Source organism: Pseudomonas sp. M30-35, assembly GCF_002163625.1.
Classification (GTDB): domain Bacteria; phylum Pseudomonadota; class Gammaproteobacteria; order Pseudomonadales; family Pseudomonadaceae; genus Aquipseudomonas.
Window position 1 is genome coordinate 2,641,690 of the sequence record NZ_CP020892.1, and the last position, 14,828, is coordinate 2,656,517.

At 54.4% G+C, this 14,828-nt stretch carries 19 protein-coding genes; 6 read left to right on the top strand and 13 right to left on the bottom strand.

The annotated features are described in order from the left end of the window. The gene (sdhD, locus tag B9K09_RS12025; protein WP_087517024.1) at positions 1 to 369 is read right to left on the bottom strand and encodes a succinate dehydrogenase, hydrophobic membrane anchor protein; all 369 of its coding nucleotides are present in this window, start codon (positions 367 to 369) and stop codon (positions 1 to 3) included. Then, positions 363 to 749, bottom strand: a complete 387-nt coding sequence (sdhC, locus tag B9K09_RS12030) for a succinate dehydrogenase, cytochrome b556 subunit (RefSeq protein WP_176443230.1) — start codon at positions 747 to 749, stop codon at positions 363 to 365. Before sdhC ends, sdhD begins: the two co-directional genes overlap by 7 nt. A gap of 352 nt (positions 750 to 1,101) precedes the next feature. On the opposite strand from sdhC, the gene gltA reads away from it, so the two are divergent. Further along, complete coding sequence (gene gltA, locus B9K09_RS12035; protein ID WP_087517025.1) at positions 1,102 to 2,376, top strand: citrate synthase; 1,275 nt, start codon at positions 1,102 to 1,104, stop codon at positions 2,374 to 2,376. An 82-nt stretch (positions 2,377 to 2,458) separates the two neighbouring features. On the opposite strand, the gene B9K09_RS12040 is transcribed toward gltA, so the two are convergent. The 5 genes from B9K09_RS12040 to B9K09_RS12060 all read right to left on the bottom strand — a co-directional run bounded on the left by B9K09_RS12040 (position 2,459) and on the right by B9K09_RS12060 (position 5,261). After that, complete coding sequence (locus B9K09_RS12040; protein WP_087517026.1) at positions 2,459 to 2,659, bottom strand: helix-turn-helix transcriptional regulator; 201 nt, start codon at positions 2,657 to 2,659, stop codon at positions 2,459 to 2,461. Beyond that, complete coding sequence (locus tag B9K09_RS12045; RefSeq protein WP_087517027.1) at positions 2,656 to 3,030, bottom strand: hypothetical protein; 375 nt, start codon at positions 3,028 to 3,030, stop codon at positions 2,656 to 2,658. Before B9K09_RS12045 ends, B9K09_RS12040 begins: the two co-directional genes overlap by 4 nt. Positions 3,031 to 3,316: 286 nt before the next feature. Then, positions 3,317 to 3,922 carry an START domain-containing protein gene (locus B9K09_RS12050; RefSeq protein WP_087517028.1) on the bottom strand — a complete coding sequence of 202 codons (606 nt, stop codon included), beginning with the start codon at positions 3,920 to 3,922 and terminating at the stop codon, positions 3,317 to 3,319. 34 nt (positions 3,923 to 3,956) lie between these two features. After that, positions 3,957 to 4,217 carry a YkgJ family cysteine cluster protein gene (locus B9K09_RS12055; protein ID WP_087517029.1) on the bottom strand — a complete coding sequence of 87 codons (261 nt, stop codon included), beginning with the start codon at positions 4,215 to 4,217 and terminating at the stop codon, positions 3,957 to 3,959. Between the two features lie 165 nt (positions 4,218 to 4,382). Beyond that, a complete protein-coding gene (locus B9K09_RS12060; RefSeq protein WP_087517030.1) occupies positions 4,383 to 5,261 on the bottom strand; it encodes an NAD(P)-dependent oxidoreductase in 879 nt (292 codons plus the stop codon). 142 nt (positions 5,262 to 5,403) lie between these two features. Here B9K09_RS12060 and B9K09_RS12065 point away from each other — a divergent pair, with 142 nt between their 5' ends. The 3 genes from B9K09_RS12065 (at position 5,404) to rhtA (ending at position 7,261) form a co-directional block, all read left to right on the top strand. After that, a complete protein-coding gene (locus B9K09_RS12065) occupies positions 5,404 to 5,952 on the top strand; it encodes an exonuclease domain-containing protein (RefSeq protein ID WP_087517031.1) in 549 nt (182 codons plus the stop codon). Between the two features lie 63 nt (positions 5,953 to 6,015). After that, entirely contained in the window at positions 6,016 to 6,297 is a 282-nt protein-coding gene (locus tag B9K09_RS12070; RefSeq protein ID WP_087517032.1) for a pyrimidine/purine nucleoside phosphorylase, read from the top strand. Between the two features lie 73 nt (positions 6,298 to 6,370). Further along, positions 6,371 to 7,261, top strand: a complete 891-nt coding sequence (rhtA, locus tag B9K09_RS12075; protein ID WP_177408725.1) for a threonine/homoserine exporter RhtA — start codon at positions 6,371 to 6,373, stop codon at positions 7,259 to 7,261. On the opposite strand, the gene B9K09_RS12080 is transcribed toward rhtA, so the two are convergent. The 5 genes from B9K09_RS12080 to B9K09_RS12100 are packed head-to-tail and all read right to left on the bottom strand — an operon-like array spanning position 7,258 to position 11,592. Next, positions 7,258 to 9,036 carry an ABC transporter transmembrane domain-containing protein gene (locus B9K09_RS12080; protein WP_087517033.1) on the bottom strand — a complete coding sequence of 593 codons (1,779 nt, stop codon included), beginning with the start codon at positions 9,034 to 9,036 and terminating at the stop codon, positions 7,258 to 7,260. The genes rhtA and B9K09_RS12080 overlap by 4 nt on opposite strands. 31 nt (positions 9,037 to 9,067) lie before the next feature. Then, positions 9,068 to 9,457, bottom strand: a complete 390-nt coding sequence (locus B9K09_RS12085; protein WP_087517034.1) for a DoxX-like family protein — start codon at positions 9,455 to 9,457, stop codon at positions 9,068 to 9,070. Continuing rightward, positions 9,450 to 9,872, bottom strand: a complete 423-nt coding sequence (locus B9K09_RS12090) for a thiol-disulfide oxidoreductase DCC family protein (RefSeq protein WP_087517035.1) — start codon at positions 9,870 to 9,872, stop codon at positions 9,450 to 9,452. The genes B9K09_RS12085 and B9K09_RS12090 overlap by 8 nt, the downstream gene beginning before the upstream one ends. Before the next feature lie 22 nt (positions 9,873 to 9,894). Further along, positions 9,895 to 10,467, bottom strand: coding sequence for a DUF1287 domain-containing protein (locus tag B9K09_RS12095; protein ID WP_087517036.1), 573 nt, complete (start codon positions 10,465 to 10,467; stop codon positions 9,895 to 9,897). A gap of 9 nt (positions 10,468 to 10,476) precedes the next feature. After that, on the bottom strand, positions 10,477 to 11,592 hold the full coding sequence (locus B9K09_RS12100) for an ATP-NAD kinase family protein (protein WP_087517037.1): 1,116 nt from the start codon (positions 11,590 to 11,592) through the stop codon (positions 10,477 to 10,479). A gap of 192 nt (positions 11,593 to 11,784) precedes the next feature. Here B9K09_RS12100 and B9K09_RS22685 point away from each other — a divergent pair, with 192 nt between their 5' ends. Further along, positions 11,785 to 11,955, top strand: a complete 171-nt coding sequence (locus B9K09_RS22685) for a PA1571 family protein (protein ID WP_177408663.1) — start codon at positions 11,785 to 11,787, stop codon at positions 11,953 to 11,955. Positions 11,956 to 11,992: 37 nt separating this feature from the next. On the opposite strand, the gene pdxB is transcribed toward B9K09_RS22685, so the two are convergent. After that, positions 11,993 to 13,138: a 4-phosphoerythronate dehydrogenase PdxB gene (gene pdxB / locus B9K09_RS12105; RefSeq protein WP_087517038.1), complete on the bottom strand. Its 1,146-nt coding sequence runs from the start codon at positions 13,136 to 13,138 to the stop codon at positions 11,993 to 11,995. 180 nt (positions 13,139 to 13,318) lie between these two features. On the opposite strand from pdxB, the gene B9K09_RS12110 reads away from it, so the two are divergent. Beyond that, complete coding sequence (locus B9K09_RS12110) at positions 13,319 to 14,713, top strand: MATE family efflux transporter (protein ID WP_087517039.1); 1,395 nt, start codon at positions 13,319 to 13,321, stop codon at positions 14,711 to 14,713. Positions 14,714 to 14,828: the final 115 nt, after the last annotated feature.

Sequence of the window (14,828 nt, forward strand, 5' to 3'; positions counted from 1 at the left end):
TCAGATACCCCAAAGAATCTGCACGCCCCAGACGAAAAACGCGAACATGGCGATGCCACACGCAGCCTGGAACAGAAAACGCACGGCAGTAGCCCACTTACCGATAGCCATGCTGGTCAGGTAGTCAGTGGAGATTGTCCACATACCAACCCATGCATGAACGCTAAGTGAAACTAAAGTCAGCAAGCTGAAAATGCGCATTGCTTTATTGGAGAACAGACCATGCCAATCGGCATAACCCATACCAGGATGGGCAATCACGAAGCCCAGCAAAAACAATACATAAGCCGCGAGAACGACAGCTGAAACACGCTGCGCCATCCAGTCATACAGACCAGAACGCGACAAGTTAGTGACGTTGGTTACCATATCCATACCCCCAGCAACAGGATCATGACCGCTGCGACAGCGAGTACGATTTTCGAGCCCAATGCACCGCCCTCAAGCGATTCACCGATGCCCATATCCATGATGATGTGGCGTACGCCAGCCACCAGGTGATACAGCAAGGCGGACAACAATGCCCAAATCACGAACTTAGCCAAAGGGCTAGTCAAACATTCTTTTACCTCTGCGAAGCCTTCCTCTGAAGCAAGCGACTTGTCGAGTGCATAAAGCAGCACGGCAATGCCGACAAAGAGGATGACACCGGAAATACGGTGAAGAATGGACGTGTAAGCGGTGATTGGGAGCTTGATAGTCCTAAGGTCTAGGTTTACAGGTCGTTGGCTATTCACGGCTTTTTTTATCACACTGAGAGCCCCGAAGTTGCAGGGCAAAGTTGTCGGGAGGTGCACTGGTCAGGTACCCATCACCCAAGGAGTGAAAACCACCAGATACAGGGTCAAAAGCCCTTAGTGGTTGGCCGCAGAGTATAGACAGTTAGGTTACTAATGACAACGGACCCCCCCACACCTTAGTACGGATTGCGCGGATTATTTAAATCACGTAAAAGCGCAACTTATCCTTAATAAACAGTAGCCCACACGCTCTAGCGCATAGAGTTTTCGCAAATTGACTTTAGAATTTATCCCTCTATAGTGGTGCGGGCCCTGCGTGGGGGGCTGTCTGATGATACCAAGCATAACTAGGAGGCCACACATGGCTGACAAAAAAGCGCAGTTAATCATCGAGGGCGCTGCCCCCGTCGAGCTGCCTATTTTAACCGGCACCGTTGGTCCCGATGTAATCGATGTAAGAGGCTTAACAGCCACGGGCCGCTTCACTTTTGATCCAGGCTTTATGTCCACTGCGTCTTGCGAGTCGCAAATCACCTTCATTGATGGTGAACAGGGCATTCTGCTGCACCGCGGTTATCCAATTGAGCAGCTCGCCGAGCAAGCTGACTACCTGGAAACCTGCTACTTGCTGCTGAACGGCGAATTGCCTAGTGAAGCGCAAAAAGCTCAATTTGTAAGCACCATAAAGAACCACACCATGGTTCATGAGCAGCTGAAGACCTTCTTCAACGGCTTCCGTCGTGATGCTCACCCAATGGCTATTATGTGTGGTGTTGTCGGCGCCCTCTCCGCCTTCTATCACGACTCGCTGGATATCAAGAACCCGCATCACCGTGAAGTTTCGGCCATGCGCCTGATCTCCAAGATGCCGACCCTTGCAGCGATGACTTACAAGTACTCCATGGGCCAGCCCATGATGTACCCGCGTAATGATCTTAATTACGCTGAAAACTTCCTGCACATGATGTTCAACACGCCTTGCGAAATTAAGCCGATCAGCCCCGTTCTGGCCAAAGCGATGGATAAAATATTTATCCTTCACGCCGACCACGAACAGAACGCATCGACCTCGACCGTTCGCTTGGCGGGCTCCTCTGGCGCCAACCCGTTTGCCTGCATCGCTGCCGGTATCGCTGCTCTGTGGGGGCCTGCTCACGGCGGCGCCAACGAAGCCGTACTGAGCATGCTCGATGAAATTGGCGATGTTTCAAACATCGACACCTTCATTGCCAAAGCCAAGGACAAAGACGATCCATTCAAACTGATGGGCTTCGGGCACCGCGTTTATAAAAACCGCGACCCGCGCGCCACCGTGATGAAGCAGACGTGCGACGAAGTTCTTAAAGAGCTGGGCATCACCAATGACCCGCAACTGGAGCTGGCAATGCGTCTCGAAGAGATCGCACTGACCGACCCATACTTTATCGAGCGCTCGCTGTACCCGAACGTAGACTTCTACTCAGGCATCATTCTTAAAGCGATCGGCATCCCAACCAGCATGTTCACTGTGATTTTCGCACTGGCACGTACTGTTGGCTGGATCTCGCACTGGAAAGAAATGCTCGAAAGCCCGTACAAAATCGGCCGTCCACGCCAGCTGTACACCGGCAAAGAGCAACGCGATATCAAAAAATAAGCCACCAAGGCTGATTTAATCGCGCAAAAAGGCTGCCAATTGGCAGCCTTTTTTATACGCGCTATCCGCCTAAACAGCGGTTCTACACAGCAAACTCATCATCAAAAATACTTTCGATGGGCAATTGAAAAGCCCGAGATATCTGGAACGCCAACGGCAGGCTTGGGTCGTAGCGACCATTTTCAATTGCATTAATGGTTTGTCTTGAGACAGCCAACCGAGTGGCCAGATCCTGTTGCGACCACTTACGTTCGGCACGCAGCTCTTTAAGTTTGTTTTTCATTGATAGCGACGCGTGCTGATCAGCAATCCGACTATCCACATTAAGCCCATGATCGGCCAAACCCAAAACCAAGGTAGATGCGGCGCGCCTACATTCTCTAAAAAGCCGTAGCTAAAAGTCAGCAATGCCGAGGTAGCAAAAGCAAACGCAAGCGCCTCGAACTGTATACGCAAGTGCATTTCATCCAGATGCTGAAGCTGATCTACGATAACCCAGCACATGTAACCCGCCGGTATCATTGGGGCCAAGGTCAAAGCTACACGCAGCACTAACGCCGAATGCTCATGGTGCGCAAGCATGACTAGCGACGCTACCAGCACCACAACATAGACAATCAGCGCAGCGCCAAGGCGCAATAAATACGTCTTCATAGCAACCCCATAAAGTAAAGTAAGCTTTACATTATCGCCAATCAACCTCCATGTAAAGCATGCTTTCCATTACGTCCTATACACTCCCAGCCCTCAGCCCTCGATAATCCAGTTAGCGGCACTGACTAACACATGAGAGTTGAAGGGACGGCTCACTCACGACCTATAACCAAGCACAACCCTGGGCATTACAAAATAAAACGCCCGATGCACTGCATCGGGCGTTAGGGTGAAACAAGCTTAAATCTATTTCAGAGCCAGTTAGCCGAACCAGAAAGCAGAGAAACTATTTTTTCTCGGCCAGCTCGCGATAGCTTTTCAACGTATTGAACGGCGCATCGACAACAAATTTGTTGGCCAGCCATGACGGCACACTGCCACCCGGCTCGGTATGCACTTCATACACAACCTCAACTTCACCTGCTGCTTTCGGGGTGAATACCCAGCTACCGTCCAACTGACTAACCCTGACAAATCCCTTCTCTTCTGGCAAATAGTCAGGCACACCCTGCATCAAGCGTTTCGCTCCACCATCGGCGCCCTGCTCAGTGGTCACTTGCATTACCGAGTCACGCGGGGTTACCGGCCAAGGCGTATTAAATTGCGCATAGATCCAAGCTTTATTACCTTCGTGCTTAAGCATTTTTTGCATTTTGCACTCATAAATCCATGCGCACGAACCCACAGAATCATCCTGCAGTTTGAGCAGGGTCGGCATGTCGGCTTTAACCGTGGTCACTCCACGATAAGCTTTGTATTCAGAGCCCTGCACATCGCTCAGGTAAACTTTAATGCCTGCCTCGTCTTTCACCAGTTTCCAGTCTTGAGCATGCGCGGCATTAACAGCCAAGACTGCAACACCACCCACCAATAACCGTGTAAATAGAGCCATTATCTCTCCCAGGCTTTTGCCTGCTGGTAATTAATTAACACGCCGCAGCTGTAGAGCCCTCAAGCCAGGCAAGCAAACGTATTGCGTCTTCTTGAGTGTCGCCGCAAACATCAATATCGGCGCTGAATGCAGAACACACTGCCGGACGATCAGGCTGGCCAAAGATCATGCAAAAGTTGGCTGCATCCAACTGAATGCAGCGCACGCCTGCAGGCTTGCCATTGGGCATACCCGGAATCGATGAACTAATAGAAGGTGAGATGCAGCAAGCGCCACAGCCAGCACGGCATTTCATGATCAATAAACCCTAAAAAATGCATAATCAAAGCATATCGCCGATTTTACCCACTGACGGGCAGAATTAGCAGTGCCTGAAACACTTATTGATCAATATCAGGGGTTGAACAACCGGGCGCCACAAGCATGATCATGGCGCCCGATATTAAGGCAACAAAACCGCTCAGGAGTTCTTTGTCTGCTTGAGTCGCGAGATCAGGCTTGAAGTATCCCAGCGACCGCCGCCAGCAGCTTGAACATCAGCGTAGAACTGATCAACCAGCGCAGTCACCGGTAGCTGTGCGCCATTGCTACGCGCCTCCGTGAGCAGGATTGATAAGTCTTTGCGCATCCAATCGACCGCAAAACCGAAGTCAAACTCACCCTCAAGCATGGCTTTATGGCGATTCTCAAGCTGCCACGATTGCGCAGCGCCCTTACTGATGACTTCCATCGCCGCCAGACCATCAAGCCCAGCACACTGAGCAAAGTGCAGCGCCTCGGACAAACCCTGCACCAGGCCGCCAATACAAATCTGATTGACCATCTTGGTCAACTGACCGCTACCCGCCGGGCCCATCAAGCGGACCATTTTTGCATACACGTCAATAACTGGCTGCGCACGATCAAAGTCGGCCTGCTCACCGCCAACCATTACCGTCAGCACACCATTTTGTGCGCCTGCCTGTCCGCCGGAAACTGGCGCATCCAGAAACCCGACTGAACGCTCTCGAGCAATCGCTGCAAGCTCGCGCGCAACCGTCGCTGATGCTGTGGTGTGATCAACTAACACACTACCCGCCTGCATGCCCGCCAGTGCGCCATCATCACCGAGCACGACACTGCGCAGATCGTCGTCATTACCGACACAAACCATTACCAAGTCAGCGCCTTGTGCAGCCTCACGTGGCGTAGCCGCACGTTCACCGGCGTATTCATCAACCCATTTTTCAGCCTTGGCGGCCGAGCGATTGTAAACACGCACCTGGTGACCGTCGCGCGCCAGATGCCCAGCCATGGGATAACCCATAACACCCAACCCAACAAAGGCTACATTGGCCATTTGATACCTCCAGTTGATTTAGCAGAAGCCTAACACGCGTTTTATCGCAATAGTTGGGCACTTGCATACTGCCGCGATTGTCCTAAAACCTAATATACGTTTGCCTGCGGTGCGAATGCGCACACTCGCTCATGGAGAGCCTATGGGACATTGGTTAGTGATTGACCTGGAAGCCACTACAGAGGAAGGCGGTTGGCCTATTGAGGAAATGGAAATCATCGAAATCGGCGCCAGCATGGTTAACGCTGACGGCCATGAGGTTGATCATTTCCAACGCTTTGTAAAACCAGTCAGGCGCCCTCACCTTACGAAGTTTTGTCGAGATTTAACCCACATCAGCCAAGCCAACGTCGACAGCGCAGTGCCTTTAGCCGAGATTTGGCCGCTTTTTGAACGCTGGCTCAGTCAGCATCATTCACGCTTGGTCGGCTGGGCCAGCTGGGGTGAGTATGACCGCCGCCAACTCGAGCAAGACTGGCAACTGCAAAAGCTCACAAGCCATTTGAGTAAGGTTAATCACCTCAACCTAAAAAAAACCTTTGCCCAAGCGCGAAAACTGCAGCGTCCTGTTGGCCTGCATACTGCGCTGCAACTCTCCGGGATCAATTTCAGCGGACAACAACACCGTGCGCTCTGCGATGCACGTAATACTGCTCGATTACTGCCTTTGGTTTTACCTATTCAAAGCTGATGACGACCCGATCAGGCTTCGGCATACTGGCGACCCTTTTTCAGCCCTTTCGAGGATTTGCATATGTTCAAAGTGAACGAGTACTTCGACGGCACCGTCAAATCTATTGCTTTCGATATGGCTGAAGGCCCGGCCACTATCGGCGTAATGGCGGCTGGCGACTACGAGTTTGGCACCAGCCAACTCGAAGTCATGCACGTTGTGGCGGGTGCGCTGACCGTGCAGCAACCTGGCTCTGAGAGCTGGGAAACCTATGAAGCGGGTAGCAAATTCACCGTAGCGGCCAATAGCAAGTTCAAGCTTAAAGTCGCAGTAGAAACGGCTTACCTCTGCGAATATCGCTAATTGCGCGATGGCTCGACAACCGGCCTGCACGGGCCGGTTTTTTATTACACCCGTATTTGATTTGGAACTCATGATGCCACGCGCCATACCTGCTACCGCCATTGTGCTACCTATCGCCCTACTCTTGGTGGCGATGGTGTCTATTCAAAGCGGGGCATCGCTGGCTAAAAGTTTATTTCCGTTGATTGGTCCAGAAGGCACAACCGCCTTACGCCTGGGTTTCGGCGCGATCATTTTGGCGATCATCATGCGCCCCTGGCAAGCGCGTTTAAGTTTAGGCTCATGCAAAGCATTGTTGGCTTACGGGCTTGCACTGGGTGGCATGAACCTGATGTTTTACATGTCGCTGAAAACCATCCCGCTGGGCATTGCTGTTTCGCTCGAATTCACCGGGCCATTGGCCTTGGCCCTGCTTTCATCGCGGCGCTTGCTCGACTTTGTCTGGGTGGCGATGGCGGTTGCAGGTTTGTGGTTATTACTGCCAAGCAACCAGTCCGAGCAAGCACTCGACCCACTAGGGATGGCGTTTGCGCTAGGCGCAGGGCTTTGCTGGGCAGCCTACATAGTGTTCGGCCAAAAAGCCGGCGCCGCACATGGCAAACATACCGCCTGTTTAGGTACTTTGGTCGCTGCCGCATTGGTCATCCCGATTGGCATGTGGCAGGCCGGCTCAGCGTTGTACAACGTTGATTTGCTGCCGATCGCGCTGGCAGTAGCAGTGCTGTCATCTGCACTGCCTTACAGCCTTGAGATGATCGCCCTTACGCGCTTGCCCGCTCGTACTTTCAGCATTTTGATGAGCCTTGAGCCCGCGATTGCAGCGCTTACTGGCTTGCTGTTTCTAAGCGAGCAACTGCATTTCACTCAGTGGCTGGCCATCAGTTGTATCATTCTCGCCTCAGCCGGGGCGGCAGCCACCATCAGGCCGCAGGCCAAGCCTATTGATTTGCAGAACCAAGGCTAAGAGTCGCTCATTTCTGGGTCTGAAAACTGCAGCTCAGCCAAGCGCGCATACAGCGGGCTAGTGCTGATCAATTGCTGATGTGAGCCAATTGCCACGAGTTTACCCGCCTCAATGACCGCAATGCGTTCAGCGCTTTTAACTGTCGCCAACCGGTGAGCAATCACCAGCGTGGTGCGGCCCTGCATCAGTCGCGGCAGTGCTTGCTGGATCAAGTGTTCGCTCTCGGCATCAAGAGCGCTGGTGGCCTCATCCAACAGCAGTATCGGCGCATCCAGCAGCAATGCGCGGGCGATGGCCAAACGTTGGCGCTGACCACCAGACAGGCCGATTCCGGCATCACCCAAGTGGGTTTGATAGCCTTCCGGCAGCTTCATGATGAACTCGTGAGCATGCGCGGCACGCGAGGCGGCTTCCACGTCGCTGTAGCTGGCCTGCGTTTTACCGTAACGAATATTGTCTTCAACCGTGCCAAAGAACAGTGCTGGGTTTTGCGAGACCAGCGCGAAGCACTGCCTTAAATCACTCGGATCAAGCTGCTCAATCGGCAAGCCGTCAACCAGGATGCGCCCTTGTTGCGGGTCGAAAAACCTTAACAACAAATCAAACAATGTCGACTTACCGGCTCCCGATGGGCCAACCAAGGCAACTGTTTGCCCCGGTTCGACGAGCAGATCAATACCATCGACAGCGAAACTGTTAGGCCGTGTCGGATAGGCAAAGCGTAGGTTTTGCAGTTCTATACGACCCTGGACCGGTTGCGCCAAGGTCAACTTATTTGTAGCCGGCGCCGTAATTTCATTGCGCGCCTGCAATAGCTCGGCTATTCGCTCGGCAGCGCCAGCGGCGCGCTGCAACTCGCCAATAACCTCACTCAGCGTGCCGAATGATGAGCCCACAATCAGGCTATAAAACACAAACGCTGCCAGCTCACCGCCGGTAATGCGCCCTTCGATCACATCCATTCCGCCAACCCACAGCATCACCCCGACAGCGCCAAGAACCAACACAATAACCACAGTAATCAGCCACGCGCGCTGAGCAATGCGTTGGCGAGCGGTATCGAAAGCAGCCTCAGCGGATATCGCAAACCGGCGCATATCTTCGCTTTGGTGGTTGTAAGCCTGAACCGTTTTAATCTGCCCAAGCACCTCGGCGACGTAGCTGCCGACATCGGCGACACGATCCTGGCTCTGGCGCGAGAGCGCGCGCACCCGTCGTCCAAAAATAAGAATCGGTGCGACCACCAAAGGCAGCGCCACCAACACAATTGCGCTGAGTTTGGGATTGGTGATAATCAACAAAACCACGCCCCCAATCATAATGATCAGGTTGCGCAAGGCCATCGATAGCGATGAGCCAATGACCGACTGCAAAAGCGTGGTGTCGGCAGTCAGGCGCGACTGTATCTCCGAGCTGCGATTGCTCTCGTAAAAGCCCGGATGCAGGCCGATAAGGTGGTTAAACACCCGCTTGCGTATATCCGCAACCACCCTTTCCCCTAGCCACGAAACCAGATAGAACCGTGTGTAGGTGCCGAAGGCCAAAGCCAGCACTAGCACAAAGAACAAGCCAATCGAATGCTCCAGCGCCTCGCGTGACTGAGTGGCTAACCCCTGATCGACCAGCAGTTTAATGCCTTGCCCAATAGACAATGTAATCGCAGCGGTAAAGATCAGCGCCAGCAAGGCCCCGAACACGCGACCGCGATACGGCGCGATAAAGCGCCAGGCCATGCGCACGGCATTGCGCTGGCGGGAAGACAGGATCGAAAGCATGAAGGCTCGCAGGGGCGCTGACGCCGGTTAATTAAGAGGCGATTGATTGTGGCGTTTCCGCCCGCCAGGCCACCCAACATAACGCCAGGGCGGCAAGATTGGTCGACAGCGGATTGAACGCCTGTAGCAGTAGATGGGGACTCAACAGCGCTACATCAAGCAGCAGCCCAATCAATAGCACGCCAGCCAACAGCAAAGGCCAGCGCTGACGCTGCCAAAGCAGCAACAAACCCAGTGCGATTTCCGTCAAGCCAGCAATGCGCGCCACCCACTCGGGGGCTGGCAAACCGTGGGCCTGGATCATCGCCAGCTCATCGGGGCTTAGCCAGAGTATCTTCGGCACCAAACCGTGCCAGATAAACACCAGCGCCAGGACGATACGCGCCAGCCAGGCGATCTGTCGTAGACGAGGATCACTCATGCAAGAAGCGCCGCGCATGGTCGGCGCTTGGCAGCAGGCAGTGATCATAACGGCCAAATAACCGGTAGCGATTGAGCGCAATACGGTCATAGCACCAGTCACGTATGGGCCGTGGAATCAAGCGCAACCAGCCCAAGTACCGCCAAGGCCCGGGCAACTGACCGACGATACGCAGCACCGCATCCGAACGCAGCAGTATCTGGCCATTCTCGATCAACGCCATGCTATCGAAATGATCGATGGGCAAACCGCCCCACTCCAATAGCGCCTGACCCTCGGTCGACTGTACCGAGGCCAGACGAAAGCGCTGCTCGGCATCGTGGCGAATCAGAAACTTCGCCCAACCGTTGCACAGCTTGCACACCCCATCAAACAACACCACGCGCTCGCCGGCTTGGATAAAAGGTGGTGCCATGTCCAACTCCTCTGCGCAGTTCTCAGGCCTTGGGAATACGGTAGTGACCGGTAATATTGAAGTTGAACAGGATATCCTCTTCCTGAGTTCCGCGACCAATATTGTGCAGCACCAAGGGCACACCACTGCTCGCGTGGCGGTCGCTGATAATGCCGATGTGGGTCAGACCGCCGCCCAAATCCCAAGTGACGATATCACCGGGGCGATAGCCCTTAGCATCCTGATCAAGCTGCTGCGCCCAGCCCTGACGCTTGAACCAGGTCATTAAGTTCGGCACACGACGGTGGTCGATATTGCTGTCGGGGCGACTCAACCCCCAATTCTTCGGGTACAGGCGAAAGTTCGCGCGCATGTCCTGATGGACCGCCTGCTGCAGATCCAGCCCTTGCTCGCGCAGTGCACGAATCAGCACATCGGTGCATACACCGGTATTAATCGGCACATCGCCATTGGGGTAACTCAAGCGACGGTAAGCCGGATCATAACTTAGAGTCACGCCCACCTGCTGACGTGCAGCCAGCACCAGTTTATCCGCTTCGATGGCTTGTGCGGCAAAGGCCAGCAGCCAGATAAGCAACACACTCACGACCCGCATCGCGACCTCCTATCGACTCAGGGGATACAGCAGCTCTTCCTTATAACCGGCCCACACCCTCACTACATCGGGAAAGGCATCGTCCAGCGTTACGTCGCCGCTGTCGACCAAGAGCGGACGCCCTTGCAGTGTGCCGAGTTTGCGTTTGGTGGCGACCACCCGCAGGTGTTCAAGGCCGACGGCGCGTAGCACCCTTGGGCTGATCTGTTGATTACCACGACCGATGATATGGCCCTGGCCGCCGATGGCGGTGATCAGCAGGCGCGCCGGGTGATCAGCCACCAGCGCATACAACTGCGCCTCGGTTACATCGCTGGCCAGCAATTGGCCGTTCTCGATCACATCCACGCCCAGCAGTGTGGTGTCCAGGCCCAGATTCTGCGCCAGGCCATGTAGGGTCGAGCCTGGGCCGAAGATGTAGCGCACGTCCTGCTCCCAACTTTCTTCGAGCCACGCGGCTAAATCATTAAGCACCAGCTCCTCTGACTCAACGCCCGCCTGCTTAACCTGCTGCACATAACCGCCCTCTTGCGGCACGCTCAGCTCGCCGTACCAGCGCGCAGTGACACGCCCCTCACGTAGCGCTGACTCATCAATATCGCGCACCTCACCACTTGCCAGGCGTACTAAACCGCCAGTGACCAACCGTGAAGTCAATTCCCCCGCTGCACGCGGGCTGATGGCATAGACCCCGGAATGGATTTTCACCCCGGCAGGAATACCTAATACCGGCTGACCTTCGCGCGCCGCCGCGCAGATGTCACGCGCAGTGCCATCGCCGCCTGCGAATAAAATCAGGGCCACACCTGCATCCTGCAACAGTTCTACGGCCTTGCGAGTGTCATCCGCTGTCGTTGCTTGCGGGTTAATCGTACCGAAGACACGATGAGGAAAACCCATTTCAGCCAGCAAATCCGCGCCCATGCTGCCGGGAAAGGTCACAAACTCAACCCGATCCTTAAGCTCGACCAAACAATTCAAGGCCGTGCGCGTTCTCAGCGCAGCTTTTGGTTCAATACCCAGCGCCAGTGCTTGCTCAGCAACACCATCACTGCCCTTAAGGCCAGCAGGACCACCGAGACCAGCGAGTGGGTTGATAATTAACCCAATGTGAAAGCGCGACATACAAAAACTCCAAAATAATGCCGTAATTTATGCAAATTCAGTGTTTCCCGACTTTCCAAGTACGGGACTTTTTTGGCAGAGTAATCCTACGTCAAAGCATAACTACGCATAGCACCGCGAAACTGTCCAATTGGGTGGTGCCTCCAATTACCGCTGTAGTTTGATCGACGCAATCTGCTGAGGAGACCGGTCATGAACAGCCCAACCCCGCAAAACCAAAGCAACGACTCCGACCAAGACAAGCCTGTCGGTGGCGCGATCATCGATGAGCAAGGTCATGAAATCGAGATTACCGAGCACATGATTCAGGATGCGTGCGATGAGCTTGAAAAAAGTCGCACTGGCGAGCTAAACGAAGATTGAATCTGCTCGATTGTGCAATAAAGCGCGCTAAGGCTGCTTAGCGCGCAGCTACACCGAGCGCCTGCAATACCCGCGCAAGCTCTGCCGATGGCTGATCATCAAAACTAACCTTGAGTCCTTCTATTTCTCTGCGCATTGGATAATTTTTGCGCAGTGCATCGAAAGCTGCACGCTGCTGCAGCTCATCGCCAATCAAGCTAAGACGAAAATCTGCATCATCTCGACGTGGGTCGTAAACCGCGTGGCAAATACTCGCAATCAGCCAGTCACACGGCACAGTCGCGGCAAAGCGCATCTCCGACAACCACGGTGCGGGCATTAAATCATCCAGGCGGTGCTTCTCTGGTTGCCCCATAAACGCGCAAAATGCACTGTAAATTTGTGCCGTCCCGCGCAATTTACCGTCGAGGCTATAGCCTGCAATATGCGGCGTAGCGATCCGGCATAGCGCAGCCAGTTGGGCATCCACGGTTGGCTCGGCTTCCCAGACATCCAACACTGCACGCAAATCCTCGCGCTGCACTAACAGTTGGCGCAACGCCAAATTATCAATCACCGGGCCACGGCTGGCATTGATCAACCACGCGCCCCGTTGTAACTGAGATAGATTTTCAGCATTGAGCAGGTGATGGGTTGGGTGCTCGCCAGTTTTATCCAACGGGGTATGCAGGCTGATCACATCGCACTCGGTGATGATCTGTTGCAGGCTGACAAAATCCCCACCTTCATCTAACTGCCGTGGCGGATCACAGACCAATACCGTCCAACCAAGACCTTGCAAAACAGCCTGCAGACGACTGCCGACCTGCCCCGCCCCGACAATGCCGTAAGTGCGCTTGGACAAATCAAGCGCTTGGTCCTGCGCCAGAACCAGCAAGCTCGACAATACATAATCGACAACACCACGCGCGTTGCAACCCGGAGCACTGGACCAAGCGATGTTGGCCTGCTGGAAATAATCGAGATCAAGGTGGTCGGTACCAATGGTGCAAGTGCCGACGAACCTTACTGCACTGCCCTGCAACAATTGCTGATTGACCTGTGTTACCGAGCGCACCAACAGCACATCTGCGGTGGCGACTGCTGCCGGGTCAATCGAGCGTCCAGGCTGGCGCGTGATCGAGCCAAAATCTGCAAAAAACTCATCAAGCAAGGGTATGTTTTCGTCTGCAACAATTCGCATGGCATGGCTCCACGGGGCAAGCCTGTAGTCTAACAGCATGGTGCTCGCAGTTATCGACCGAGGCCGTGTAAATCAATTGTTGCAACGCGCCCCTGAACAACCTATTAAAACAGATGATTACGGCCTTTCCTGACTAAAAGGTCAGAGCGTATACTGCACGGTTTTACGAGAGCATCAGTCATGTCTGCCACCTCAGTCGCTGCAACACGGACTCAACGCGTAAGCCGCGAACTTCGTGGTTTGCTGATGCTCGCCACGCCAATCATCATCGCCCAGCTGGCGTATACAGCCATGGGCTTCGTCGATACCTTGATGGCTGGACGCGTAGGCCCTCGTGACTTGGCTGCCGTGGCACTGGGCAACTCGATTTGGGTGCCGGTTTTTCTACTGATGACCGGCATTTTGCTGGCAACCACACCGAAAGTCGCCCAGCGCTATGGTGCGGGTGATGAAGCCAGCATTGGCCCCTTGGTGCGCCAAGCTTTGTGGCTGGCGATCGTGGTCGGCGGCGGCGCAGCGGCACTACTCTGGAATGCCGAAGTTGTGCTGCACAGCATGAATGTCGAGCCTGATTTGATCGCGCCATCAATGGGCTATCTGCGTGCAGTGGCTTGCGGCTTCCCTGCCGTTGCGCTGTACCACGTGCTGCGCTGTTTCAGCGACGGCCTTGGTCATACCCGCCCAAGCATGGTTATTGGCATCCTTGGGCTAATGCTAAATATTCCGCTGAACTACATTTTCATCTACGGCAAATTGGGTTTACCTGCCATGGGCGGCGTTGGCTGCGGCTGGGCGACCGGTCTGGTCATGACTTTCATGTTTGTGTGCATGCTGGTATGGGTCAAATGGGCGTCCTTTTACAAGTCGAGCGAGCTGTTTAAACACTTCGACTGGCCGCAGTGGTCGGTGATCAAACGTTTGATATCTATCGGCTTGCCGATAGGCATCGCTGTATTCGCTGAATCGAGTATTTTCGCGGTGATCGCCCTATTGATCGGCGGCCTTGGTGCAACAGTTGTTGCTGGACACCAGATTGCCCTGAACTTCAGCTCGCTGGTATTTATGATCCCTTACTCTTTGGGCATGGCGTCGACTGTTCGCGTCGGTCAGGCGCTCGGCCGCGACGACCCGCGCGGCGCACGCTTTGCAGCCGGAGTCAGCATGGCAACAGCGCTGGCCTACGCCTGCGGCTCAGCAACCCTTATTTTGCTGCTCCGCGAACCGATCGTCAGCATCTACACCCCGGACCCAACAGTGATTGCATTGGCATCCACGCTGATTATCTATGCCGCGCTGTTCCAGCTCTCGGACGCGATTCAAGTCACCGCCGCAGGAGCTTTGCGCGGCTACCAAGACACTCGCGTGACCATGCTACTGACGCTGTTCGCATATTGGGGCATTGGCCTACCCGTTGGTTATGCGCTGGGGCTATCCAATTGGCTGGGCGAGCCCTCCGGCCCGGAGGGCTTGTGGCAAGGCTTGGTGGTTGGCTTAACCTGCGCAGCTGTGATGTTGGCTATACGCCTGAGCCGGAGTGCGCGCAAATATATTCGCTTATCCAAGCAGACTGCATGACTGCAATCGCGGGCAAATGACTACTCCTTGGGCAAAGGCTCAGGGAGCGGACGCCAAGGACCAACTTCGACAACAGATAGCGAACTTGGTCCTTGGCGTGACACTTAAACAACAG